Source organism: Anaerovibrio lipolyticus, from assembly GCF_021531495.1.
GTDB lineage: Bacteria > Bacillota > Negativicutes > Selenomonadales > Selenomonadaceae > Anaerovibrio.
In genome coordinates this window covers 56009-81053 of record NZ_JADYTY010000004.1, presented here as the reverse complement: position 1 = coordinate 81053, position 25045 = coordinate 56009, and the positions used below count along the sequence as shown (strand labels likewise).

Annotated in this window: 24 protein-coding genes and 1 riboswitch; of the genes, 2 read left to right on the top strand and 22 right to left on the bottom strand. The window is 44.8% G+C overall.

Annotated features, from left to right (window positions below):
• Nucleotides 1-128: 128 nt before the first annotated feature.
• The 18 genes from I6E26_RS03125 to ispE form a co-directional block, all read right to left on the bottom strand.
• Nucleotides 129-1652: a YifB family Mg chelatase-like AAA ATPase gene (locus tag I6E26_RS03125; RefSeq protein ID WP_235320380.1), complete on the bottom strand. Its 1524-nt coding sequence runs from the start codon at nucleotides 1650-1652 to the stop codon at nucleotides 129-131.
• A 339-nt stretch (nucleotides 1653-1991) separates the two neighbouring features.
• The gene (gene purB, locus I6E26_RS03120) at nucleotides 1992-3443 is read right to left on the bottom strand and encodes an adenylosuccinate lyase (RefSeq protein WP_235320379.1); all 1452 of its coding nucleotides are present in this window, start codon (nucleotides 3441-3443) and stop codon (nucleotides 1992-1994) included.
• Nucleotides 3444-3605: 162 nt separating this feature from the next.
• Complete coding sequence (locus I6E26_RS03115) at nucleotides 3606-4397, bottom strand: energy transducer TonB (RefSeq protein ID WP_235320378.1); 792 nt, start codon at nucleotides 4395-4397, stop codon at nucleotides 3606-3608.
• On the bottom strand, nucleotides 4397-4807 hold the full coding sequence (locus tag I6E26_RS03110; RefSeq protein WP_235320377.1) for an ExbD/TolR family protein: 411 nt from the start codon (nucleotides 4805-4807) through the stop codon (nucleotides 4397-4399). The genes I6E26_RS03115 and I6E26_RS03110 overlap by 1 nt, the downstream gene beginning before the upstream one ends.
• Complete coding sequence (locus I6E26_RS03105) at nucleotides 4804-5442, bottom strand: MotA/TolQ/ExbB proton channel family protein (RefSeq protein WP_235320376.1); 639 nt, start codon at nucleotides 5440-5442, stop codon at nucleotides 4804-4806. Before I6E26_RS03105 ends, I6E26_RS03110 begins: the two co-directional genes overlap by 4 nt.
• 91 nt (nucleotides 5443-5533) lie before the next feature.
• Nucleotides 5534-6496, bottom strand: coding sequence for a TIM barrel protein (locus I6E26_RS03100; protein ID WP_235320375.1), 963 nt, complete (start codon nucleotides 6494-6496; stop codon nucleotides 5534-5536).
• A 77-nt stretch (nucleotides 6497-6573) separates the two neighbouring features.
• Nucleotides 6574-8532, bottom strand: coding sequence for a TonB-dependent receptor plug domain-containing protein (locus tag I6E26_RS03095; RefSeq protein ID WP_235320374.1), 1959 nt, complete (start codon nucleotides 8530-8532; stop codon nucleotides 6574-6576).
• Nucleotides 8533-8691: 159 nt separating this feature from the next.
• Nucleotides 8692-8872: riboswitch (cobalamin riboswitch) on the bottom strand.
• Between the two features lie 103 nt (nucleotides 8873-8975).
• Complete coding sequence (gene crcB / locus I6E26_RS03090; RefSeq protein WP_235320373.1) at nucleotides 8976-9368, bottom strand: fluoride efflux transporter CrcB; 393 nt, start codon at nucleotides 9366-9368, stop codon at nucleotides 8976-8978.
• Nucleotides 9368-10030: a coenzyme F420-0:L-glutamate ligase gene (locus I6E26_RS03085; RefSeq protein ID WP_235320372.1), complete on the bottom strand. Its 663-nt coding sequence runs from the start codon at nucleotides 10028-10030 to the stop codon at nucleotides 9368-9370. Before I6E26_RS03085 ends, crcB begins: the two co-directional genes overlap by 1 nt.
• 15 nt (nucleotides 10031-10045) lie before the next feature.
• Nucleotides 10046-10621 (bottom strand): hypothetical protein, encoded by a 576-nt coding sequence (locus tag I6E26_RS03080; RefSeq protein WP_235320371.1) that lies wholly within the window; start codon nucleotides 10619-10621, stop codon nucleotides 10046-10048.
• A 53-nt stretch (nucleotides 10622-10674) separates the two neighbouring features.
• Nucleotides 10675-11082, bottom strand: coding sequence for an acyl-CoA thioesterase (locus I6E26_RS03075; protein WP_235320370.1), 408 nt, complete (start codon nucleotides 11080-11082; stop codon nucleotides 10675-10677).
• Between the two features lie 195 nt (nucleotides 11083-11277).
• Nucleotides 11278-12783: a Na+/H+ antiporter NhaC family protein gene (locus tag I6E26_RS03070; RefSeq protein WP_235320369.1), complete on the bottom strand. Its 1506-nt coding sequence runs from the start codon at nucleotides 12781-12783 to the stop codon at nucleotides 11278-11280.
• A gap of 100 nt (nucleotides 12784-12883) precedes the next feature.
• A complete protein-coding gene (locus I6E26_RS03065; RefSeq protein ID WP_235320368.1) occupies nucleotides 12884-13594 on the bottom strand; it encodes a GntR family transcriptional regulator in 711 nt (236 codons plus the stop codon).
• Between the two features lie 339 nt (nucleotides 13595-13933).
• On the bottom strand, nucleotides 13934-15103 hold the full coding sequence (locus tag I6E26_RS03060; RefSeq protein WP_235320367.1) for an aminotransferase class I/II-fold pyridoxal phosphate-dependent enzyme: 1170 nt from the start codon (nucleotides 15101-15103) through the stop codon (nucleotides 13934-13936).
• 83 nt (nucleotides 15104-15186) lie between these two features.
• Complete coding sequence (locus tag I6E26_RS03055; protein WP_235320366.1) at nucleotides 15187-16149, bottom strand: ribose-phosphate diphosphokinase; 963 nt, start codon at nucleotides 16147-16149, stop codon at nucleotides 15187-15189.
• A 118-nt stretch (nucleotides 16150-16267) separates the two neighbouring features.
• On the bottom strand, nucleotides 16268-17632 hold the full coding sequence (gene glmU / locus I6E26_RS03050) for a bifunctional UDP-N-acetylglucosamine diphosphorylase/glucosamine-1-phosphate N-acetyltransferase GlmU (RefSeq protein WP_235320365.1): 1365 nt from the start codon (nucleotides 17630-17632) through the stop codon (nucleotides 16268-16270).
• Between the two features lie 96 nt (nucleotides 17633-17728).
• Nucleotides 17729-18433 carry a GntR family transcriptional regulator gene (locus I6E26_RS03045; protein ID WP_235320364.1) on the bottom strand — a complete coding sequence of 235 codons (705 nt, stop codon included), beginning with the start codon at nucleotides 18431-18433 and terminating at the stop codon, nucleotides 17729-17731.
• Nucleotides 18434-18466: 33 nt separating this feature from the next.
• On the bottom strand, nucleotides 18467-19333 hold the full coding sequence (ispE, locus tag I6E26_RS03040) for a 4-(cytidine 5'-diphospho)-2-C-methyl-D-erythritol kinase (RefSeq protein ID WP_235320363.1): 867 nt from the start codon (nucleotides 19331-19333) through the stop codon (nucleotides 18467-18469).
• A 145-nt stretch (nucleotides 19334-19478) separates the two neighbouring features.
• Between ispE and I6E26_RS03035 the strand changes: the two genes are divergently transcribed.
• Entirely contained in the window at nucleotides 19479-20612 is a 1134-nt protein-coding gene (locus I6E26_RS03035; RefSeq protein ID WP_235320362.1) for an HAD family hydrolase, read from the top strand.
• 39 nt (nucleotides 20613-20651) lie between these two features.
• The gene (locus I6E26_RS03030) at nucleotides 20652-21356 is read left to right on the top strand and encodes a tetratricopeptide repeat protein (protein WP_235320361.1); all 705 of its coding nucleotides are present in this window, start codon (nucleotides 20652-20654) and stop codon (nucleotides 21354-21356) included.
• A gap of 65 nt (nucleotides 21357-21421) precedes the next feature.
• On the opposite strand, the gene tadA is transcribed toward I6E26_RS03030, so the two are convergent.
• The 4 genes from tadA to gltA form a co-directional block, all read right to left on the bottom strand.
• On the bottom strand, nucleotides 21422-21922 hold the full coding sequence (gene tadA / locus I6E26_RS03025; protein ID WP_235320360.1) for a tRNA adenosine(34) deaminase TadA: 501 nt from the start codon (nucleotides 21920-21922) through the stop codon (nucleotides 21422-21424).
• A gap of 6 nt (nucleotides 21923-21928) precedes the next feature.
• Nucleotides 21929-22192, bottom strand: a complete 264-nt coding sequence (locus tag I6E26_RS03020) for a hypothetical protein (protein WP_235320359.1) — start codon at nucleotides 22190-22192, stop codon at nucleotides 21929-21931.
• Nucleotides 22193-22525: 333 nt separating this feature from the next.
• Nucleotides 22526-23479: a malate dehydrogenase gene (locus I6E26_RS03015; RefSeq protein ID WP_235320358.1), complete on the bottom strand. Its 954-nt coding sequence runs from the start codon at nucleotides 23477-23479 to the stop codon at nucleotides 22526-22528.
• Between the two features lie 163 nt (nucleotides 23480-23642).
• Nucleotides 23643-25043 (bottom strand): NADPH-dependent glutamate synthase, encoded by a 1401-nt coding sequence (gltA, locus tag I6E26_RS03010; protein WP_235320357.1) that lies wholly within the window; start codon nucleotides 25041-25043, stop codon nucleotides 23643-23645.
• Nucleotides 25044-25045 lie beyond the last annotated feature (2 nt).

Below are 25045 nucleotides of genomic sequence, written 5' to 3'. Positions count from 1 at the left end.
TTCGCAAATTTGTTGCATTTATCCCTGCACCTGCCAGTTACTCTTTACCCTTGCTAAAACTATACAAGGTTTTTAACAACAAATCCTTATCCAATGGCTTGGCAAGATGTTCATTGTGAGACTCTTGCCTACAAGGCCTTGGCAATATTATCATTTCGCATCAGCAAAGCTTCTCCTATGTATTCTGCTGTTATGGTATCTTTTCCTGCCAAATCACCAATAGTCCTAGCCACCTTTACCAATCTATCGTAGGAACGAGCCGACATCTGCCGTTGATGAAAGGCTGTCTCTAGCAGCTGCTCCGCCTCTGCTGTCATAGAACAATATTGGCCCAGCATACTATGAGTAAGCTGGCCATTAGAAACAATATCCATCTTCTGGAAGCGGTATAGCTGTCTTTCCCTAGCTGCCATGACTCTTTGGCGGATTTGAGCCGAAGTTTCTGCCTTTTTCACAGCAGTTAATTCCTGATAGGAAACCCGAGGCACCTGTATCTGAATATCAAACCTGTCCAGCAAGGGACCAGATAGCTTTTGTGTATAATGGCGTATCTGGGATGGTGTACATTCACAACTATGCTCTTTATCTCCGTAATAGCCGCAAGGACATGGATTCATGGCCCCTATGAGAATAATGCGGGATGGGAAACGATAGCTGGCATTAGCTCTAGAAACCGTAACTGTGCCATCCTCCAATGGCTGACGGAGACACTCCAGCACCCGCTGACCAAATTCCGGTAATTCATCTAGAAACAGCACTCCATTATGGCTTAGAGTCACTTCTCCCGGACGGGGAATCGTACCTCCGCCAATCATAGCTGCTGCCGATACCGTATGATGGGGACTGCGGAAAGGCCTCTGACGAATCAATCCCTCCCCCTCCTTTAGCATCCCCGCAATGCTATATATTCTGGTTACCTCCAGAGCTTCCCTATCTGTCATTTCTGGCAAAATACTGCCCATGCGCCTTGCCAGCATGGTTTTTCCTGAACCTGGAGCGCCAGACAAAAGGATATTATGTCCTCCTGCCGCTGCCACCTCAAAGGCTCGTTTGGCCAGAAACTGCCCCTGCACCTCCCCAAAATCTGCTTCCAACCTAGAGCAGTCTGTCTGCTGTAGCTTGCAGGCAGGCGACAATACCTGATGATTTTGCAAATGCTCCACCACCTGCCGCAGATTTTCTACCCCATAAACAGTAAGCCCCTTAACCAGCAAGGCCTCCTGTACATTCTCCCTGGAAATAAACACTCCCTTAAGCCCCATATCCAATGCCTTGATAGCCATAGGCAGAACGCCCCGCACTGGACGACACCGCCCCTCTAGGGACAACTCCCCAATAAAAGCATAATTACCAATGCTTTCACTGCCAATTATGCCATCTGCAGCTAGCAGAGCAATAGCAATAGGCAAATCCAAACCAGCACTTTCCTTGCGAATAGCCGCTGGAGCCAGATTTACAGTAACCCTTTCCTGATGCATCATAATACCGCTATTGCGAATAGCAGTCCTAACCCTTTCCTTGGCCTCCCGCACCAGGGTATCCGGCATCCCAACCATTTCAAACCCCGGCAGACCATTAGCCGCATCCACCTCCACATCAATCAATAGCCCATCTACCCCCATAGTAGCTGCACCATATGTCCTTGCGTACATACTATCACCCCTTAGCAATATTCTTGTTATTCAAAATTATATTGCTTTTATCTGGTAATGTAAAGAAAAATCGAAAGTGATATCGCATATTTTATTTATTATTTTAATATTAATATACATATATATTAAAAAGTCCCCATAAGCTAGATTGACCCCACGCTAACGGGTGCTAAGGCTCCCTCCTCTTAGGAGGGAGTTAAGCACCCGTAAGGCTCTGGATTTATTCGACTAAATTCAGTGGGAGTCTAAAGCTCCCACTGAATAAGTCTCATTTTACTAACTTACGAGGACTTTCATTCCGCATAGCGGTATTATTTTATTTTACAGCTTTCAACCTGCTTACACATTAATTTCAGCAGTCATGCCCAACTCTTCTTTATGGGCATCCAAAACAGGCTGAACCACGTTCTTGATGAACTTTTCTACCTGAATAGGAGAACGTCCCACATATCTGGAAGGCTCCATGGTTTTCTGCAGTTCCTCCAAGGTAAGATTAAACTCTGGATCAGCAGCAATAAGCTCTAACAGGTTGTTGTCCTTGCCCTGCTGCTTAACATTCTTGCCTGCTTCCATGGAAAGGGTACGAATCTTCTCATGAAGCTCCTGACGGTTGCCACCGTTCTTAACAGCATCCATCATAATATTCTCAGTAGCCATGAAAGGAAGCTCTGCCATCAGATGCTTAGTAATAACCTTGTCATAAACCACCAAGCCGTCTACAACGTTCAGGCACAAATCCAAAATACCATCAATAGCCAGGAAGCCCTCTGGAATGGACAGACGCTTGTTAGCAGAATCATCCAGTGTTCTCTCAAACCACTGAGTAGCAGAGGTAATGGCAGGATTCAAAGCATCAATCATCACATATCTGGACAGGGAAGCAATACGCTCACTGCGCATTGGATTTCTCTTGTATGCCATAGCAGAAGAACCAATCTGATTCTTCTCAAATGGCTCCTCTACCTCCTTCAAATGCTGCAGGAGGCGAATATCGTTGGACAATTTGTGAGCGCTGGCGGCAATACCTGCCAGAATATTAGCAACTCTGGTGTCTACCTTTCTGGAATAGGTCTGACCGGAAACAGCATAGCACTCCTTGAAGCCCATTTTCGCAGCAATAGATGGATCAATCTTATCAATGGTTTCCTGATCGCCATCAAAGAGCTCCAGGAAGCTGGCCTGAGTACCGGTAGTACCCTTGGAGCCTAATAGCTTTAAGCTGTCCTTAACATACTCCAAATCCTCCAGATCCATGATAAACTCCTGAGCCCACAGGGTAGCACGCTTACCTACAGTAGTAGGCTGGGCTGGCTGGAAATGAGTAAAGGCCAAGGTAGGCAGATCCTTGTATTTATCTGCAAACTTAGCCAGTTCAGCAATTACATTAACCAATTTCTTCTGAACTAGCTCCAATGCCTCACGCATAATGATAATATCAGTATTATCACCAACGTAGCAGGAAGTAGCACCAAGATGAATAATGCCGGCTGCTTTTGGGCAGAGCTGGCCATAAGCGTAAACATGGCTCATAACATCATGACGAACCAGCTTTTCTCTAGCCTTTGCCACATCGTAATTGATTTCATCAACATGAGCCTTCATCTCATCAATCTGCTCCTGAGAAATAACAGGCTTGCCATTCTCAGAAAGACCTAATTCCATTTCTGTCTCAGCCAAAGCAATCCACAATTTTCTCCAGGTTGTAAATTTCTTATCCTGAGAGAAAATATACTGCATTTCCTTGCTGGCATAACGCTCTGATAAAGGACTGGTATATCTGTCTGTGTTCATAATCAACTTCCTTTTCTAATCATTCTAGTCAAGGCAAATTACCTTTTAATGATATTTTATCAAAGAAATATGGCCTTGTCCATTATAACACCTACATTGAAGAAATTTATCATACTTAAAATTCCCCCCATCTGTAGATTAAATACCTCATAGGAACTTATTCTATGGCACAAAGACTACCTTTTTATTCATAATGCACATAACCGGTTCATCATAAACATTTCTTGCCGGTGCAAAGCTATAGGTATAAGCCGCTTTAACCGCAGCCTTATCCAGTTGACTAATACCAGAGCTTCCTGCTATATCCACATTGGTTACTGTTCCATCAGCTGATACCGTCAAACGCAATACCACCGTACCACCGATGCCCTGATCCTGCAAATCCTCAGGATAAACGGGATTGCTGCCTCCCAGAAAACGTGGCGGAACCTTGGCCACCTTGGCCGCTCCTTCATCTCGCCCGCTGCCATGGCCAGTGCCATTACCACTGCCCGCACCATCGCCATTGCCTGTACTGCTGCCACTGCCATTACCAGAGCCTTGACCAATACCTTGACCGGTACCAGAGCCAGCTCCACCTAAGGAAGCCACCCCACCATTACTACCCTTAGCAGAAACATTCTCAGCCTGATGTTCTTGGCGATATTGCTGCTGCTTTTCTGGTTCCTTGGTGTATTCCTCAGCTATTTCCGGCAATTTTTTTGTCTCAATATTAAAGGTAACAGCCTCACCCCCTGAGTCTATAGGTGAATCCACCGACGGAGGGCTGGCTCCGCCACCACCGCCTCCATCACTCAAATCTACAGCCTCGTAGATATCGACATCTATATTATGAGGCACCTCAGGGGAAACTCTAGTAAAAAGTCCTGTTAAGCAGATGATGACAAAAATAATCAGATGCAGCACAACAGAGATACTATAGGCCTTGTATTTATCCTTTTGCCCCTGTATCATCATTGCCTCCCGCTATCTGCCGCCAGAGCTATTTTGCTAATACCAGCACCCTTTAATTTATCCAGCAAACCTATAACCATACCATAATCCATATTCTGGTCTGCCCGCAGCACCACTGCAAAACGTGGATTGCGCTTTTGTTCTCTGGCCGCCTGATTTAACAGGGCTGCTTCCTCTATCTGCTTATCCTCCAGCCAAAGGGAGCCATCTGCCTTCAAAGTAACCAAATAGGTCACTTTCATTTCAGTTTCTGCATGACTGGCCTGAGGCAGATTGACATTTACAGTTTTGATATTTACCATGTACAAAGTACTCATCATAAAAAATACCAGCAGAAAAAACATAATATCTATCATAGGTATGATATTTACCTCTGGCTTAGTCATGGAACGACGCTCCCGCAACCTCATACTGCCTCACCTGCTCCCATAAACCCGGCCAGTTGTTTTTCCTTAGCCTCTGCCATGGAAAAGCATTGCTCCATATCTGTAATGATATTATCCAGCCTCTGGATAAAATAGGCATGAATTGCCAAGGAGATAATGGCTACACACAAGCCGAAGGCTGTAGCAATCAAAGCCTCCCCTACGCCGCCAGTAATAGCTGTGGCCTGACCTGATTCCAAATTAAAGATACTAAAGGCAGAAATCATACCGCTAATAGTTCCTAACAATCCCAACAAGGGCGCCATGGTGACAATGACATTCAGGTAGTATAAACGCTGTTTTAGCTTGGAAAGGGCAATGCCTGATTGCACCTCCATAAAGCTGTACATACTGCCTCTGCCAGCTAGAGGACAAGCCTCTGCCAAAATACCCGCCAGCAAACCTTTCGATTTTTTTGCTAACAAGATAGCTGCTGGGATGTCTCCCTGGGACAAATGCTGCGAAAATTTCCTGGCAAAATCTCGGCCAGAATCCTCCCGCCTAAAATACTGCCATCTTTCCACCCCAATAGCTATGACCATAAAGGAGCATAACAGCAACACATACATAATTGCTCCGCCCTTGTGAAAAAACTCAATACCTGTTGTGATTGATTCCATAAGATGTAAATTTTCTCCTTTCCACAGAAATAAGAATAGTGCAGCAGCCTATTTGCTTCCAAACAAGCCACTACACTCCAAATACCATATATCAATAGAAAGACAAAGCTCTCTGCTGTTTCGTCAGCTTGGCCTGCCAATCCGCAAAATTCTTTGGCACAAATTCATGTACCAACCATTGTGGCTTGATTTCTGCCACTATTTTTTTCACTGCCCCTGTGCCAAAGGGCTGATGCCTATCCACATCCAGCACATAATTCATCAACTCCCCTGATGATATATTATCTTCTGGTACTGGATGCCTTTGCCGTTGCTCTTCTGTGAACCTGCCGGATAAGGATTGATGCAGGTGAATACCATAGATTTTATCTGACAAATCCCCCAGCTTGGCCACTACCTGCAAAATATAATCAATTCCCTGTTGCTCATTTTGCAGATGAACATTAGTATTCATTAGATGGCCTGTGTCCAGCATAAGACCACAAGCATGATTGGTGCCCATTAAAAGCTCTCTTGCCAGCTCTGGCTCTAACAAGGTCATACCTGGCCACCAAAGATTTTCATACAATAAAGGTATATCCTCTGGCAGACAGAGTGTCAAATTATTGATAAATTCTAACACAGCCTCTATTACCTGAGCTGAATTATAGGCAAACTGCCGACAACGGACCTCACTGCTGCGAGCCTGAGCTACATGAAAAACCACATATTCAGCGCCGCATTCAGCTGCCTGCTGGAAATTCCTTTGCCAGCTATTCAGCCAGGCCTCAGGAGATGTACCAAATACGGCCTCCACAGTAGAAAGGGAACCATATTCCTCCATCAGTGCCTCCTCATTGCCACGCCAAAAGTCCAGCCAACTGGGCCAAAACCATAGGTGGAGACCATGTATCATCTCTGGAGTATGAAAGCTCCTATCCCAAGGTCCACAGCACATAAATTCAATGCCATCCAAATGATGAGCTTGCAAGAAATTTTGTAATCTCTCTTGACTGCCCCCCAGCAGTCCCTCAGTATCAGTAGGATCATTGGACAAATTCACCAATTGCAGCATAGCAAAATCCCCTTTATGGGCAAGATATGAAAAGGTCAACTGCTCCATATCCTGCCGTTGCTAAAATGAAAAAGGAATTAGAAAGTCAGATTAAAGCCAACCTGATAGAAACGACCGCCGCAAGGATAATAATTACCATAAGAAGCGCCATTTTCATAATATTCCTGATTGGTCAGATTATTCACCTTGAAATAAGTGGTCAACTCTTTATTAACCTCATAACTAAGGTTGAAATCCCAAATATTATAGCTGCTATTGCCATTGTAATAATATTCATTGAGACCACTGCCAATAGTGCCCAGCAGATTAGCCTTCCAAGCACCGCTATTGTAGTGCAGACCTATTTTATAGCCATTTGGCTGAAGGTTATCCTGCAAAACCATGCCAGAGCCATTATTCTTATCTATTTCACGCCTAATATAGGAATATCCCAGGTCATAACTCCACATTGGACTGAGCTTCTGCTTAAAGGAAAGCTCCATGCCAGTACGCTTTTCCTTATTTACATTTTGTGCAACATAAACACTAGGTGATATCTGTGGCCATGCAATGGCATCGTTCAACTCGGTATAGAAGAACGAAACACCTGCACTTATATTTTCATCGAAATTATGATCCATTCCCAGCGTAGCCGTATAACCGGTTTCAGGTTTTAAATCTGGATTTCCTAATGTGGACCATCCACCTGGAAGATAGGTATATAAATCATCCGCAGTAGGCGCCTTAAATACTCTACCCCAAGACGCATAGATATGTGTATCTTTATCTGCAAGATAATTTAACGCAATTTTGGGTGACCAATGTGTGCCAAATTTACTGTGATTATCCATTCTTAACCCCGGCACCAGTATCCATCTATCAGATAATTGCCAACTATCCTGCACATATACACTCTTATTTATAGTTTTACCATTTTTATAGCCGGAATTACTATTGCTGGACTTACTCTCATGCCACTCTGCACCAGCCACCAAGGTATGCTTATCACTGAGCTTCCAACCATCCTGATAATCAATACCTTGTGTCTGTGTCGTAAATGGTGCATGCTGTATTGTCATAAAAGTTATTGGATCAGATCCGCCCATATTAACAGTTTTTTCGTTGTAAAATAGACGAACATAAGCCGGTACTTCCGTATCTTCCTTGAAATTCCAAGTCAAACTATAATTATTAAAGTTCTCCTGCATTCTAGCAGACACGCCAGCAAAAATACCAGGCACTTCTGATGTAGTTCCATAACAGTTCCATAATCCACTATCAATGGATCTATGTGCATAATATGCAGTTAGAGACTCTGCGTCGGAAAAACGATTATTTAGCTTCATGGAAAAGCTATTATTGTTATAATCACTATTTTCCATGGTAGGACTCTTGCCATCGAATTTGTAATCATAATGGCCTCTCCGCTGAATACCACCAGTAATCAGCCAGCTAAAATCATTTTCCTTACCCTGAGTTGTAATTTCATAATTATGGGTATTCCAAGAACCGGTATTCATATCAATCTTAGTTTGATTCTTATATACCTTCTTGGTAATAATATTGATCACACCGCCTACAGCATCACTGCCATAGAGGGCACTGCCACCACCTTTTACTACCTCAATGCGCTGAATATTCTCCATAGTAGGAAGCATATTCATATCTACACTAGAACGACCTACTAGTTCTCCCTGATCTGTATTCAATCTCTGTCCATCAACCATGATAACCACTCTGTCGTCACCATTAATGCGGACATACTGTCTCTCGCCGCCAGCACCACGTACTACAGATACACCATTAACATGACCAATAGCCTCATCCAAGCTGCTGAAATGATTGGCCTCAATCTCCTTAGCAGTAATTACAGCCACATTAGCAGGAGTTTCCATGGTCTTGCTGGGCATACGCTCAGCAGTTACAATGGTATCATCCATTTCATAGACATCTGCCCCCCCTGACTGTGCATCAACATTTTCCGCTGCCAGTGCTCCGCTGCTGCCAGCCATAAGTGCCAGAGTAATACCAATTGTCACCCATCTTTTTCTTCTCATTGTTTCTCTCCTTTATTTCTACAAAACCTTCACCGCTGAGAGGTACAAAAAAACCATCTGTTTTGAGCAAACAGATGGTTAAACCGCAATCTAAACAAAAATCATGGCTGCGCATCCCCTACCCATCGCTCGCAGGTACAAGCAGATAAAAATCTGCTAACGGTGACGATCAAACAGGCAATTCTCCTGACTCGACTTCATCGCTTTGCACGCCTTCCCAGGATTACTCCCAGTGACATATATGTGCATCACTCAATCTTACAGTGGCGGGACCGTTCCAGCTTTTCACTGGATTCTTTATTAAGTCTGATAAACAGACACCTGTCCGTACATATTAAACTCCCATAATTATACAATTATGGACAAAATTTGTCAAACAAATCCCCTTAATCTAAACTTCCCTTGACTATATCTACACACTCATCAAATAGAGCCTTGCTTTTTCAATTCAAAGTATTTGCTGCCAACATTCCTGCCAGCACAGCTCCAATACCCAGGCATACATTACCAGCCACATTCATAATGGAGGATAAAATATGCTGATTCTGAATCAGACTAACCGTTTCCATGCTAAAGGAGGAAAAGGTGGTAAAGCCCCCTAGAAAGCCTACTAACAGCAAAAGCCGTATATGCTCTGGCACTGCCATCCCCCTATTGAGAAAGCAGAACATAGCAAAGCCCATAAGAAAGCTGCCAATAATATTAGCTGTAAAAGTGCCAAAAGGAAAATTTCCTCCCACCTGATGGCCAATAAATGTAGTTACCAGATAACGGCTGACAGCCCCTAAGCCGCCGCCTAGAAAAACCAACAAGGGATTCCATAGCATTTCAGACATTAGCCCTGCTCCTGCAGCTTACGGAAGTTTTTGATAATAACAATAGGAGTTTTCTGAGAAGCATTACCAAATGGATTATCAATCAGCAATCTGGCAGCTCTTTCCCCATCCAAGCCCTCAGTAGCGCCTACCACGCGGGAACGCTTCAGATCGTTTACATCGGCAATCAAACCGCCAAAACAGCCCAGACGCTTCTTCAACTTCTCCACTACCTCATTAGGATTCTTTGGACCATAAACAATATGCTTGTCAAATGGAGGCATAGTACCAGTAACATCATCAATCAGAGCAGTCTGCTCACCGCCCCATTTGTAGAAAAGGCCATTCATGCCAACCAGCTTGCCCAGGAAGCCCAGCACCAAGGCACCAGCTACCCGCCATTTACCCTCTACATCCATCAGGGACTGCATACCATGAGGGCTGGCCAGAGAACCATAATCAGGAATAAAACGACAGCACAGTCTAGCTACACGGGTAATCTTCAAATCCTCTGGACGAACAGCTCTCCCCTGAGTAATAGCTACAACGCTTTCTGCTACAGAAATAACATCATCTGGGCCAATCTTACCCTTGGTATAACGCTCAACCTCGTCAATAATATCATCCTTATCAGTCAGGATACGGGTTGGAACTGGAATCAAATCTATCTTTATCTCACTCATTGCTGCAACCTCCCATTAATCCTTTACCAGCTCTACGCCAAGCAGATTAGCTACTTCGGCAGCAGGCACTTCAATACGAACCTGACGATAGTGGCATGGCATACGGCCAGTCTCCAGCCAAATCAGCTGGAAATTGAAATCTGGCATATGAGCCACAGCCTCTTTCAAGCTCATGCCCTTTCTAGCTGTAAGACGAACCTGAGCACGAATAGCAGCCTTATCCAAGCCGCCCTTATAACCCTTGGCCTGAATGATATAAGCCTCGAAATAATCATCCTCACGAGGTACACCTACCAGCTCAGCATGGCCCCTGGTTTCCAGACCATCATACTGCTCATAAGGCAGCTGAGGCCGGACAAAGGCATCCATAATGGTAGCACACTGCTTGCCCCGATTCTCAAAGCCAATGTCAGTTGTCAGCACCATGCTGTTATCAGTAATCTCCTCAGCCTTAAAGGCAGTACGGCTATCTACCAATGGTACAATAATCTCCGTACCAGCATGGCAGAGATACAGCTTTACCAGCAGACACAAAACAACTACTATGACAGCCAGCCACAGCAGACAACTTCCCAAAGTAAATGTACACATAAAAATTTCCTCCCATGAATCTATAAATACAAATTAATAAAACACAGCATATCTTATTCCAATGCCTTTTGCAATCTTTCATAATATTTAGCTGGCAATCTGGTAATATGTCCAGTTTCCATGCTGGTAAATACATTCTGAGTACGCCCTGTTACCAGCAGCAGATTATCAGATTTCCGCAACACCCGATAGGTAAAGGCCATCTTAGCCTTGGTCAAAGCCTCCGGAGTAGTTTCTATCAACAGCTCATCATCAAAACGAGCAGAATTCATATATTTGGCGCTAACCTCTGTAATAGGAAATACATAGCCATCATCCATCATTTCTGTAAGAGTAATACCTGCTGCCCGGAGAAATTCTACTCTGCCGATTTCAAACCAGCGGATATAGTTGGCATGATGCACTACAGCCATAGCATCTGTATCATAAAAATTAACCTTGTGGATTGCTGTCGTAACCATATTCCAGCCTCCTTCTATTCAAAAAATACATATTTTCAATAACCTTTACACTATAAATCTATTATGGCAAAAAGTCAAGAATTACCCGAAATTAATCCCCCTAACCCTAGATAAATAGTAAAAAAACCATCCTTTAATATACAAAAGCGCCGTAGATTCTTATCAAATCTACGGCGTTGCAGAATCATATAAAAATTAATGTGCTACATCTACAGGCTTTACCTTGAAATAAATAACCAACATAATGACTACCATAATGCCCAAAGCAGTAGCCAACCCCAGCCAGCCATTTTTGGTGAAGCCATCTACCAGATAGCCCATAAAGCTAGCTGTGGAAACCATAGCCACATATGGTATCTGAGTATTGACATGGTCAATATGACTGCACTGTGCACCAGCAGAAGCCAAAATAGTGGTATCAGAAATTGGTGAAGCATGGTCACCGCCTACTGCACCAGAGAGAACTGCTGCTACAGTCAATACCAGCAGGCTTGGATCACCGTTGCCAATAACGGCAATAGCAATAGGAATCAGAATACCAAAGGTACCCCAGGAAGTACCAGTGGCAAAAGCCAGTACAATAGCCACCAGGAAGAAAATAGCTGGCAGGAATACCAGTACATCCACATTGGCGCTAACCAAATTGCCTACATAGCCACCCAGATTCAAATACTTGTCGCTGCAGATGCCGGACAAGGTCCAAGCAAAGCAGAGAATCAAATTGGCAGGAGTCATAGCCTTAAAGCCCTGAGCAAAGGTCTCACAGAAGGAGCTGAAGGTAATAACCCGGCGAGGCAGATACAGCAAAGCTGTAAAAACAAAGGCAATAAAGGAACCAAATACCAAAGACTTGCTGGAATCACAATCTGCAAAGGCCTGCTGAATAGAAGCTCCCTCGTTTATACCGCCAGTGTACAGCATACCATAGACACAGGCGCCTATCAGCACTAACAAAGGCAATACCAAATCAATAATCTTGCCATTACCCTCTACATGGGCTTCCTCACTGTCTCTGTACTCCTCAGGTACAATAAAATGTTCCTGATTTCTCTTAACGTATTTGGCCATAGCAAATACATCTCGCTGGGACCAGATAATGAACAGCATAAACAAAACAGTCATCCAGGCATAAAGGTTAAATGGAATAGTCTGCAAAAACAGGCTAAAGCCATCCAGCTCGCTGCCCTCTGGCAGAGAGGAACCTACAGCCGCTGCCCAGCTGGACACTGGCGCCAAAATACATACAGGAGCTGCTGTAGCATCAATGATATAGGCCAGCTTGGCTCTGGAAATCTTGAACCTATCTGTAATAGGGCGCATAACAGTACCAACTGTAAGACAATTGAAATAGTCATCAATAAAAATAACCACACCCAGCAAAGCAGTCAACAGCATGGAACTGCGGCGTCCGCTAATATTACGGGCTGCCCATTCACCATAGGCTCTGGTTGCACCAGAGCGGGTAATAGCCGCCACCAGAATACCCAAAATAACCAGGAAAATCAAAATATTGATATTTCCCCCTACCTTGTCTGCCATAACCTCAAACAAGGTCATAATTGCATTCAGCACACTGAAATCTGTGTACATCAAGGCTCCGGAAAAAATACCGATAAGTAATGACATGTACACCTCTTTGGTTGCCAAGGCCAAAACAATGGTAATAACCGGAGGCAATACTGACCAAACAGTTTCCGCCATAAAAAAAATCCCCACTTTCTTGCATATAATAACTGACTTATGTATTGTATAGCAAAAAAGTATATTTAACAAGTCATTTGTGATATTTTTGTAAGTATACTTAATGTATACTTACTGCCCGGAACACATTGGTATCAGCCCGGTGTCTGGATTTGGAGTATTCAAAGGGCCTGCCATCACTGAGAAAAGCCACCTGGGCCACCTGCAGCACTGGCATTACACCTTCGATTTGCAACCACTGCTTCTCTTCCTCCGTAGGCATATCCGCGCTGACAGTACGATGGGCAGACTGAATCTGCAGCTTAAGTACATTCTCAATATGATTATAAATAGAGTTCTCCAGCACGTCCATCTTAACCCCGGGAATTACCTCTATAGGCATCTGAGTATATTCCACATTACTAGGCTTGCCATCCAAAAAACGCACCCGAACAATATCGTAGACAAAATCATCCACGCCGATTTTCAACTTTTCTGCAATTTTCTCAGTAGGATGAATAATTTCAAACCGCTTCACCTCAGTACGCATATCATGGCCTTCATTATTTTTGGAAAAGCCCTGAAACTGGCCACACATGCCTACATTTTCCACATCCTCCTCCTGCACTCCCTTCACAAAGGTGCCGGAGCCACGTCGCTTTACTACCAATCCCTGCTTAACCAGCTCATCCACAGCCCTTTTAACAGTGATTCTACTAACGCCATATTGAGCACACATTTCCTTTTCCAAAGCCAGCTGACTGCCTGGCTCATATTTGCCACTAGCAATATCATTATAGATATCCCTAGCTATTTCTTCATATTTATTCATACTCATCCCTCTATTGCAAATCCACTTTACCTCTATGTATCAAATTCCTAGAAGCAAATTATAACCCCTAGATTATTCAAAGAAAATGATTTTTTCATTTTCTTTCAATGGGGTTTCGACGAGGGTGGAGATATTAGCTCCACCCTGTCATTAGCACAGCTTCCCGCCACCAATAGAGGTGGGGGACATCGGACACCTCGTTATATTTAACATTATATCTATTTTATAATATATACAATTAGTTTTCAAGAAGTTTGTATTTCCTTTAGAATTTAAGTTATATCTTAAAAAAATAACAGTACCAAGCAGAAATCTACTTGATACTGTCATCAATATATTTTATTTATCGAAGATACCGCTGACTGCTACAGCCTCCACAATTTTTTTCATGGTATCCTCACTCTGTACCAGCGCCATGCGGACATAGCCCTCTCCAGATGGACCAAAGGCACTGCCTGGAGTTACCAGTACACCGGTCTTGTCCAGCAAATCTGCCACAAAGGACTCAGAATCCTGGTAACTATCTGGAATTGGTGCCCACACAAACATGGTACCTGCCGGCTTTTCCATGTGCCAGCCTGCCTCTATAAGACCATCACAAAGCACATCCCGACGGTGCTCATAAGCTGCTCTGGTTTCTGCTACTACAGCTTGATTACCTGTGAGAGCCTCCACTGCTGCTGCCTGAATTGGCAGGAACATACCATAGTCCATATTGGACTTCAAGGTTTTCAGCATCCCTACTACTTCTTTATTGCCTACACAGAAGCCAATGCGAGCCCCAGCCAGTCCATAGGTCTTGGACAGAGAGTTAAACTCTACGCCTACCTCCATAGCCCCAGGAATACTTAAAAAGCTGCCACAGCTCTGACCATCAAATACCAGCTCACTGTAGGCATTATCATGGAGAACAATAATATCATACTTTTTGGCAAAGGCCACCACCTCATGATAGAAGGACTCTGGAGCCATAGCCGCCGTAGGATTATTAGGATAGGACACCAACATGAATTTAGCTTTACGGGCTATTTCCTCTGGAATATCCTGCAGCTGAATTACATAATCATTTTCCTTTTGCAAAGGCATATAGTACAGCTCTGCCCCGGCAATACGAGGTCCATCGGCAAAGATAGGATAGCAAGGATCTGGCACCAGCATAACATTCCCAGGATCCAAAATAGACAGGGCAATATGTGATAAACCGTCCTGAGAGCCTAGCAGGGAGCAGATTTCTGTCTCAGGATTCAGTTCCACATCATACCGTCTCTTATACCACTGAGCTACTGCCTCCAGCAGCTGCTGAGTATCATTAATGGCATAGACATAATTAGCAGGCTTCATAACCGCCTCTGCCATCACCTCCATAATTCTCTTGGTAGGAGGAATATTCGGAGCACCAATGCTCAAATCATATACTTCCTTGCCCTGGGCCAGTCTATTTTTCCGCATAACAGCCAGACGGGAAAATACACCCTCCCCAAACTGATTCATTCTATTTGCAAACTTCACAATACTAACCTCTCTTTACTTTTAAAAAGAAAAAGGGCGAAATACATCGCCCTTTAGCTTTAATTTGCATATTTTCCTGTGGCTTAGTTTGCCCAGTTCTTGTCAAACAAATTGCTGACAGGCTCATTCTCATAGATGCATCTGATGAACTCAGCCAACATTGGAGCCAAAGAGATGCTAACAATCTTCTCATGCTTCTTGGCAGGGTCCAAAGGAATGGTGTTGGTAATAACCAACTGCTTGATGCAGGAATCCTGAATACGCTGTACAGCAGGATCTGTAAGAATACCATGAGAGCAGCAAGCATATACTTCCTTGGCACCCAGCTTCTTCAGAGCCTTGGCACCCTCGCAAAGAGAACCAGCAGTATCAACCATATCATCAATCATGATACAAGTCTTGTCCTTTACATCGCCAATCAGGTTCATAACCTCAGCGCAGCCAGGACGAGGACGACGCTTCTCTACAATAGCAATGCCAGTACCCAACAAATCTGCCATGTTGCGGGCACGGGTTACACCGCCCAGGTCAGGAGAAACAACAATCATATCCTCCAAATCCAGCTTACGGAAATAATCAGCCAGTGCTGGAGCAGCAGCCAGATGGTCTACAGGGATATCAAAGAAGCCCTGAATCTGACCAGCATGCAGGTCAACAGTTACTACACGGTTCAAACCAGCAGCAGACATAAGGTTAGCTACCAGCTTAGCAGAAATAGGCTCACGGCCACGAGTCTTGCGATCCTGACGAGCATATGCATAATAAGGTACTACTGCAGTTACACTTCTTGCAGAAGCACGCTTACAAGCGTCAGTCATAATCAGCAACTCCATCAGATTCTCATTTACAGGCTGACAGGTAGGCTGGATAATAAAAATATCTTTTCCACGAACACTTTCACCAATCATGACCTGAATCTCACCATTGTTGAAATGGCCAACCTGTGCATCAACCAAAGGAATATCCAGATACTTGGAAATCTCCTGTGCTAACTCTGGGTTTGCGTTACCGGCCAGAAGTCGTAAATTTTTCGCAGCGTCGTTCATTGTTTTGAATGCCTCCAATATTTTCTTTTTCCTCATACTCTATGAGCATATCTTGTCCTGAAACCAGAATGCTCTAGGGAAAATTTTTCCCAAACTCCCCCTATGATACTATTATAGCCTATTCCCGCTTATCAGTCCAGCCCTCAATCAGCTTTTGACGAGCCCGGCCAATAGCAAGTGTGCCACTAGGCACATTTTTGGTAATAACGGAGCCAGCACCAATATAGGCACCATCCCCTACCTCTACAGGAGCTACCAGGCTGGTATTGCAGCCTACAAAGGCATTATCCCCAATGGTAGTGCGGAATTTTTTCTTGCCATCATAGTTGACAGTAACAGTACCACAGCCCAGATTTACATTAGCACCGACATCAGCATCACCAATGTACTGGAGATGAGGCAGCTTAGTACCCTCTCCTACCTGAGAATTCTTTACCTCTACAAAGTTGCCAATTTTTACATGATTATGAATATGACTGTTTGGACGAATATGCACATATGGTCCCATAGTAACCCCATCGTCAATAATACAATCATGACCATAAGCAAACTGAGCGTGAACATCATTGCCAATCTTGGCATTGCTGAAACGGCTATTAGGGCCAATTTCACAGCCTGCACCTACTACAGTACCAGTCTCCAGCCAGGTAAATGGATAGATTATGGTATCAGGACCAATCTCTACATCTGCATCCACAAAGGTACTGTCTGGATCCATCAAGGTAACGCCATTGTTCATCAACTCAATATTCTTACGACGACGGAGAATCTTCTCTGCTCCAGACAGCTGCAAGCGGGAATTGATACCCAGAGTGGACTCATAATCATCAGCAGCTACTGCCCAGATTTTTTCTCCCTTGTCTCTGAGAATCCCCAAAACATCTGGCAGATAATACTCACCCTGAGCATTGTCACAGCCAACCTGTGCCAATGCAGCAAACAAATCCTGACACTCAAAGCAATAAATACCGGAATTTACCTCGTTGATTTTGCGCTCTTCCTCAGTAGCATCCTTCTGCTCCACAATTCGAGCCACATCACCGTCAGCAGTACGAATAATACGGCCATAGCCGGTAGCATCTGGCATAATAGCAGTCAGCACGGTTGCCTTGGCTCCTGCTGCCTTGTGTCCCTCATACAGCTTGGTAATAAGGTCTGCTGTTACCAAAGGAGTATCACCGCACAGCACCACTACAGTACCCTGCTCATCCTTTAACAAAGCTTCAGTCTGACGCACTGCATGGCCAGTACCCAGCTGCTCTGCCTGCACCACAAACTCAGCCTGATCTCCCATAGCTTCCTTTACCATCTCACCGCCAAAGCCTACAACTACAATATTGCGCTTGGCGCCTGCTCCCTTTGCAGCATCCAACACGTGCTGCAGCATTGGCTTCCCTGCTGCCTTGTGCAGAACCTTAGGCAGCTTGGACTTCATACGAGTTCCTTTGCCTGCTGCCAGAATAACAGTAACTAAATCCAGCATTTGATTGCCTCCAAAAAATATATTCATATTGATAGCAATTTCGGGGCTTTCCCCAGCTATCCTGCAAATCCTGTCTCGTGACAGGTATCAGCCTTTTTATTTACCAGCTTTGCCGCCAGCCTTTTTCTTCAATTCCTCCATGCTGGCCAGGAGAGTATGCTCTGCCTGCTCCATATGGTACTCTGCTGCCGCCTGGGCTTCCTTAACATCCCCCTTGGCAATAGCCTCTACAATACGGCAATGTTCCTCATGAGTTGCCTGTAAACGCCCCGGATAAGACATAGAGGTGGATCTGAATCTGGTCAGCTGTTCCCGCAGATTAAAGATAATGCCTACTAAGCGGGAATTACGGCTGGCCTGATACAGCAAATCATGGAACTCCATATCAGTTTCCACGATTTTATCCATATCCCCTTCCTCAATGTACTCACCAATGGACACCAACAAGCGCTGCAAATGCTCCAACTCCTCATCAGTAATGCGCTCCGCAGCAAGACCGCTGGCCAGAGAATCCAAAGAGGTACGAATCTCAAATACCTCATTCACATCACGAATAGAAAGATTGGCCACATAAGTACCACGGCGAGGCATCATAATGACATATCCTTCCAGCTCCAGCTTGCGGATAGCCTCTCTAACAGGAGTACGGCTTACCCCCAGTTCCTCTGCCAGCTGGATTTCCATCAACCGCTCGCCAGGAGCTAGTACACCTTTGCGGATAGCATCCCGAAGGGTTTCACACACAACCTCCCGCAAAGGCTGATAACTATCCAATTTAATAGGTGTCAGCTTTTTTTCCATTAAACTCAAATCCTTTTATTCTAAAATAAAAAATTAACCCAAAGTCTCAGCCACAAAGACACCGGCTTCACCATCGTATTTCTTCAGTGTATCTGCCAAATGCCATGCCTGCTGCTTTTCTCTTACCAGACCAAAAACTGTTGGACCGCTGCCAGACATCATACTGGCCATAGCCCCATGCTCCATCATAAGCCTTTTGTAATCTGCTATCACAGGATGTTCAGTCTCTGTAACACCCTCCAGCACATTACACAGCAAACCAGCTGCCTTGTGAGCATCTCCCCCATGAATAGCCTCCAACATAGCCTCATTATCAGGATGAGGACCATCATAGCCTGCATCATAGGTTTTGTAAGCCCAAGCCGTTGATACATCTACCGGTGGCTTGGCCAAAACCACACTAAGTCTCGGGAAACTAGGCAATCTGGTCAAAATCTCTCCTCGGCCGGTAGCCAGCATGGTGCCTCCCATAATACAGAAAGGAATATCAGAGCCTAATCTTGCTCCCAACTCACAGAGCCTTGCCTCTGTCATCCCCAGCCGGAAAAGATAATTCATGCCCTTCAACACAGCCGCAGCATCGGCGGAGCCTCCAGCCAAGCCAGCTGCCATAGGAATCCTCTTGGTAAGGTGAATCTCCACACCCTCCTGCAAATTGTATTCCTTTTGTACCAGAGCTGCAGCCTTCCAGCAGAGATTGCTTTCATCTGCCTGCAGGGTTCCCTGCTGGCCCTCAATAACAATGGTCAAACTAATACCCTGATTAATTTTCCCCATGCTCAAAGTATCATGCAGAGAAATTTCCTGCATGATCATAGCCACCTCATGATATCCATCCTCTCTGGTGCCAAGAATATCAAGGGTTAGATTAATCTTTGCATTCGCACTTAAAGTTAGCAATGTATCCCCACATCCCATTGGTCGAAATTTACTTATCGCTTATAAATTCTACCAATTTTTTAGCTTTTCAGCAAGTATTATTGACTTTTCTTCCCAAGAAAAGGATAATATTTTAGTAATATACTTTTCTAAGAGGGTGATTTTTTTGGACTATCTTCTGCTGGAGGGACAGCCCTTCAGAATATATATCATATTTGCCGCCATTCTAGTAATTTTTAACCTGTTGAATCTGGGATTGCAAAAAATCCTTTTTCCTTGGCAAGTACGACGCCTGCTAAGAAAATGGAAAATCGTGCTGAAAAACAGACAGAAGCTGCCTCTCCTCAGCCAGCTGCAGGAATTGGTAGTAAATCTTTCTGGCACCATCAGCTATGGAGTACCCCAAGTTACAGATATATATCCTAACGGCATTTCTTCCGCCAGATTGCTGGCCTTGGCGGCAGCCATTGAAACAGGTATCCATCATCCTATAGCAGAGGCTATTGTAGAGGAAGCCCATGTTAGAGGACTGGAACTGCCAGAGATTTCCACCTCCAATCCTGTTAACGGCCGAGGAGCAGAGGCTCTTATGAACCGCCAGACTCTTAGCGTTGGCTCTGCTGATTTCTTTCAGGAGCAAGGCATTGATATTCCGGCGGAAATCTACACCAAGGCAGATCAACTGGCCTACAAGGGACATATTATTGTTTTTGTAGCTATCGGTAAATTCTGCCGTGGCTTTATTACCTTGCAGGACAAGCTAAAACGCAGTATTCCCGGGGACATCAGCTTTTTGCAGGAAACCGGTATCAAGGTCACGATTATGAGTGGCAGCAATCGCTCCACCGCCAAAAGCTATCTTAAGGCCTCTGGGGCAGATGTAGTGCGAAGCCAGCTAAGTAATCTGGAAAAAGCCAAGGAAATGCTGTTGAAGCAGGCCACTGGCCAGGTAGTTGCTGCTGCTGGCCGTACCAGCAAATTTGAAGGGGCTCTCCGCAGCTGTGATATTAGCTTTGCCTTGGAATACGCCCAGCAAAGTGTCAAGGATATGGCAGATGTGCTGATTCACACCAATAGCATTGGCACCATTGCCACCGCTAAGAACATTGCTATTATGGTAAAAAAGCGCCAACGCACCAGCTGGATTATGGCTCTGCTGGTCAATGTGCTGCTGCTCTTGTCCCTGCTGTTCCTCTGCAATCTGGACAGTATGCCCAATTACGGCGGTCTGGTATTAATCGGCCTTAGCCTGGTGGGATTTGTAGTTTTACTGGCCAATCAGATACCATTGCGCTATTAATAACAAAAATATTGTATATAAATTTGAAGGAGATTTACTATGGATAAGGAACAATTTGATGTACTGGTAGATACCGTATTGGAAACCAATGCCCGCCCACCGGAAAAGCTTTTCGCCGGTGGCTATGAGGATTGGCATTGCCGAGCTAGATTGGCTCATTTTCTGGCCATGCCGGAGCTGAACCGTCCAGAGGCAGCCAAGGAGCTATTCCACTCCATAATTGATGTGGAACCAGATCCTGAAAACGCTGAGGACATTGAGGAAAAGACCTATGCTCTCCAGCATCTCAGCCAAATGGAACGGGAGGCCAACCGTTACGAGGAAGCTCTCAACTACATCAATATCGCTCTGGAAACTGCTGAGGAATCAGATTTTCTCTACAAATACATTCTTCGGGGAGAGCTGTGGGCTGACCGCTGGAATCTGCTTCACCTCATGAACCGTACTGAGGAGGCAGAAGCGGAAGCCGACGAAAGAATTGGATTTTTCAAGGATATTCCTGTGGCTCACAACAGCTATCTCTACTATGGCTATCGCTTCAAGGCTCAGTTGGCCGCAGAGCGTGGCGTAGTACTGGTAGCCAAGGACTTTATGCATATGGCTCTCCATGCTATGGATATTCCACCTATTAATCAGGAAAAATTAAAAACTGCCTTTGAGGCTCAGCATGAAAATATTTCCTGGATTATGGCAGAAATCGACAAGGCCACCCCAAACCCAGACAATATTCACTGGGATATCTAATCCCAGCCAACAAAAATCCCGCTACACTGCCCTAGTGTAGCGGGATTTTTATTTTGATAAATTATTTAACAGTCCAATTCATGCTGCTTTTGCTTGCGAGCTTTATTCTGCAAACGTCGCATATGGAAGAAGCTTTTCATCAGCTGACGGCATTCATCTTCCAAAACCCCGGCCACTACCTCCATGCGGTGATTCAATAGTTTGTGGTTCACCACATTGAAAATAGACTCTACAGCTCCAAATTTGGATTCATTACTGCCATATACCAGCCTGTCTATTCTGCTGTTTACCAATGCCCCAGCGCACATAGCACATGGCTCAATGGTTACGTATAATGTACAGCCACTAAGGCGCCAACGGTGGAGAGCCTGACACCCTTTGCGAATGGCCTCCATTTCTGCGTGAGCTGTTGCATCCATAGTTTGCTCCCTCAGATTAAAGCCAGTGGCCACCACCTGACCATCCTCATTGTTTACCAAAACTGCCCCAATGGGAATCTCACCCTGCTGATAGGCCTTAACAGCCTCTTTTAGAGCCATGCGCATATATTTCTCATGGTCTAGCATATACAATTACATTCCAATCCTTTGATGATAAAAGAAATCCAAATTTACACCCTTTTCATAAAACAAGGACTGAGTAGCTCCATTTCCCTCCCAGGTAGCCGCCTCAGTTTCTGGGGCATTGGCCTCCAGCCTGCTCTTACGGTTTTTCAGCATATCCTGAAAGCTTCTCTCATTACCTTGACCATCCCGCTGCCGCCTTTGGAGCCAAGGACTATTGGGATCCAGCTTTACACCTGTAATTCTGCTTACTTTATCAATTTTGCCCATCATGACAATCACCTCATTTGCTACCAGGGAACAATAAACTACTTACATACCTTCAACTCCTTTACATATATATCGTCTGGAAAAAGTCTTTTATTAATACTTTTTGCCTATATTTTTCCCATTTTTTCCAGTCCTTATCTCCTATCCTCTCCTAATATAGCTTTTACAATACCTAAAAAGAATTTAATACTTTTATAAATATTATTAATCATTGTTGAAATTTTGCTAAATTCTTTTTAACATATGTCGGTGTAGACAGAAAAAAAGACCTGCAGATTTCTCCGCAGGTCTTTGGTTATGCTAGCTTGCTATATTGAATTTGCGAAGCAACGTTAATTACTTCTTCAGAGCGTCGCCCAGGTTGTTCTGAGTGTTACGTGCAGCAGCTACGGACTCAGCAAAACGATCCTTCTCTACGCCATCCAGCTTCAGCTCAACGATCTTCTCAACGCCGTCAGCGCCCAGGATTACAGGAACACCGATGCAGAGATCATCCTCGCCATACTCGCCCTCGAGATATACACAGCAAGGAATCAGCTTCTTGCCATCAGTGATGATGGACTTAACCAACTCGCCTGCAGCAGCACCAGGAGCGTACCAAGCGGAAGTACCCAGCAGCTTAGTCAGAGTAGCACCGCCAACCTTGGTCTGTGCAATAGCATCCTCCAGCTCTGCCTCGCTGAGGAGGTGAGATACAGGGATACCTTTGTAAGTAGCAATGGATCCGAGAGGAACCATGGTCTTGTCGCTATGACCACCGATTACCATGCCCTCAATGTCGGTAGGAGTTGCTGGATAGCCAGCCTTCTGGAGAGCCTTGGACAGGAAATAACGGAAACGGGAGCTGTCAAGCATACCGCCCATGCCGATTACGTGGTTCTTAGGCAGACCGGAATTCTTCAGTGCCAAATAGGTCATAGCGTCCATTGGGTTGGAGATTACGATGAAGATAGCATCTGGAGAATACTTTACAGCCTGCTCAATAACGCTGCCAACGATACCAGCGTTAACACCGATCAAATCCTCACGGCTCATACCAGGCTTACGAGGAATACCGGAAGTGATAACAACAACCTTGGAACCTGCAGTAGCTGCATAGTCGTTGGTAACACCGGTAATAGTAGTGTTGAAGTTCAGGATCTGTGCAGTCTGCATCATATCCATAGCCTTACCTTCGGAAACGCCCTCTTTGATATCGAGCAGAACTACTTCGCTAGCATAACCTGCGCTGGCAATTACATTTGCTGCTGTTGCTCCTACATTACCTGCGCCTACAACTGTTACTTTCATTTAAAAATTCCTCCTTTTATACTACAGATACACATCAGTATATCTGTCCTTTAACTAATGATATTATAACAAATATTAATGTACTTGTATAGCAAATTTTGGAATTAATTTATAATAAAGGGGCTATCCACTAATTTCTTAGCAGGACAACCCCTCATTTTACTTATTTCTTGCTTTTAAGATATGCGTCAATAGCGGCTGCAGCTTTTTTGCCAGCACCCATTGCCAGAATAACAGTTGCAGCACCTGTTACAATATCACCGCCGGCGAATACGCCTTCCTTGGTGGTAGCACAGGTTTCTTCATCAGCTATGATATTGCCCCGCTTATTGGTTTCCATACCAGGAGTAGTGGAAGCCACAATTGGGTTTGGACCATTACCAATAGCCATGATCACTGTATCCACATCCAGCTCAAACTCAGAGCCTTCAATGGCTACAGGACGACGACGGCCGGAAGCATCAGGCTCTCCCAGCTCCATCTTGATACATTTCAAGCCCTTTACCCAACCGTTTTCATCACCAAGAATCTCCACAGGGTTGTTCAGCAGCTTAAACTGAATCCCCTCCTCCTTGGCGTGATGTACTTCTTCAGCACGGGCTGGCAGCTCTGCCTCAGAACGACGGTAAACGATATAAACATTCTCAGCCCCCAGACGAAGAGAGGTACGAGCAGCATCCATAGCTACATTACCACCGCCTACTACGGCTACATTCTTGCCGATAGCAATAGGAGTCAGATGGTTAGGAAAATCATAAGCCTTCATCAGATTGCAGCGAGTCAGGAACTCATTGGAGGAATATACACCGTTGAGATTCTCACCAGGAATATGCATAAAATGAGGCAGGCCAGCACCAGTACCTACATATACAGCATCAAAGCCCATTTCACCCATTAGCTCATCTACAGTAAAGAGACGGCCAGCAATAGCATTAACCTCAATGGTAACTCCCAGCTTCTGGAGATTCTCTACCTCACGGCGTACAATTTTATCCTTTGGCAGACGGAACTCTGGAATACCATAGGAAAGTACACCACCAGCTACATGAAGGGCCTCAAAAATAGTAACCTTATAGCCCATCTTTGCCAAATCTCCAGCACAGGACAAACCAGAAGGGCCAGCGCCAATAACAGCTACCTTCTGAGCATCCTCAGCAAACTGAATTGGCTTGATTTCCTCATTCTTAGCCAACTGATAGTCAGCAACAAACCGCTCCAGACGACCAATACCTACTGGCTCCCCCTTGATACCCATAATACAATGCTTCTCGCACTGATTCTCCTGTGGGCAGACACGACCACATACGGCTGGCAGGGAGTTGGACTCCTTGATAATATCTATAGCGGCATCAAAATCCCGTTCCTTGATTTTGCCGATAAAAGCAGGAATATTTACCTGTACAGGACAGCCCTGACGGCACTTTGGCACCTTACAGTTAAGGCAGCGCTCTGCCTCAGCTACAGCAGTATCCTCATCATAGCCCAGTGCTACCTCCTGAAAATTACGAGCACGAACCTTTGGATCCTGCTCCGGCATCTTGTGCTTTTCCATTACTAATGCCATTT

Bases quoted from the DNA above. Each gene is read 5' to 3' on its own strand.
- tadA (WP_235320360.1), bottom strand. From the start codon at position 21,922: ATGCTAGACCATGAGAAATATATGCGCATGGCTCTAAAAGAGGCTGTT.
- I6E26_RS03105 (WP_235320376.1), bottom strand. From the start codon at position 5,442: ATGGAATCAATCACAACAGGTATTGAGTTTTTTCACAAGGGCGGAGCA.
- I6E26_RS03100 (WP_235320375.1), bottom strand. From the start codon at position 6,496: ATGCTGCAATTGGTGAATTTGTCCAATGATCCTACTGATACTGAGGGA.
- gltA (WP_235320357.1), bottom strand. From the start codon at position 25,043: ATGGCATTAGTAATGGAAAAGCACAAGATGCCGGAGCAGGATCCAAAG.
- glmU (WP_235320365.1), bottom strand. From the start codon at position 17,632: ATGCTGGATTTAGTTACTGTTATTCTGGCAGCAGGCAAAGGAACTCGT.
- I6E26_RS03115 (WP_235320378.1), bottom strand. From the start codon at position 4,397: ATGATACAGGGGCAAAAGGATAAATACAAGGCCTATAGTATCTCTGTT.
- I6E26_RS03065 (WP_235320368.1), bottom strand. From the start codon at position 13,594: ATGAATAAATATGAAGAAATAGCTAGGGATATCTATAATGATATTGCT.
- purB (WP_235320379.1), bottom strand. From the start codon at position 3,443: ATGAACACAGACAGATATACCAGTCCTTTATCAGAGCGTTATGCCAGC.
- I6E26_RS03075 (WP_235320370.1), bottom strand. From the start codon at position 11,082: ATGGTTACGACAGCAATCCACAAGGTTAATTTTTATGATACAGATGCT.
- I6E26_RS03020 (WP_235320359.1), bottom strand. From the start codon at position 22,192: ATGATGGGCAAAATTGATAAAGTAAGCAGAATTACAGGTGTAAAGCTG.
- I6E26_RS03085 (WP_235320372.1), bottom strand. From the start codon at position 10,030: ATGAGTGAGATAAAGATAGATTTGATTCCAGTTCCAACCCGTATCCTG.
- I6E26_RS03015 (WP_235320358.1), bottom strand. From the start codon at position 23,479: ATGAAAGTAACAGTTGTAGGCGCAGGTAATGTAGGAGCAACAGCAGCA.
- I6E26_RS03045 (WP_235320364.1), bottom strand. From the start codon at position 18,433: ATGGAAAAAAAGCTGACACCTATTAAATTGGATAGTTATCAGCCTTTG.
- crcB (WP_235320373.1), bottom strand. From the start codon at position 9,368: ATGTCTGAAATGCTATGGAATCCCTTGTTGGTTTTTCTAGGCGGCGGC.
- I6E26_RS03125 (WP_235320380.1), bottom strand. From the start codon at position 1,652: ATGTACGCAAGGACATATGGTGCAGCTACTATGGGGGTAGATGGGCTA.
- I6E26_RS03095 (WP_235320374.1), bottom strand. From the start codon at position 8,532: ATGAGAAGAAAAAGATGGGTGACAATTGGTATTACTCTGGCACTTATG.
- I6E26_RS03030 (WP_235320361.1), top strand. From the start codon at position 20,652: ATGGATAAGGAACAATTTGATGTACTGGTAGATACCGTATTGGAAACC.
- I6E26_RS03055 (WP_235320366.1), bottom strand. From the start codon at position 16,149: ATGAACGACGCTGCGAAAAATTTACGACTTCTGGCCGGTAACGCAAAC.
- I6E26_RS03070 (WP_235320369.1), bottom strand. From the start codon at position 12,783: ATGGCGGAAACTGTTTGGTCAGTATTGCCTCCGGTTATTACCATTGTT.
- I6E26_RS03110 (WP_235320377.1), bottom strand. From the start codon at position 4,807: ATGAGGTTGCGGGAGCGTCGTTCCATGACTAAGCCAGAGGTAAATATC.
- I6E26_RS03080 (WP_235320371.1), bottom strand. From the start codon at position 10,621: ATGTGTACATTTACTTTGGGAAGTTGTCTGCTGTGGCTGGCTGTCATA.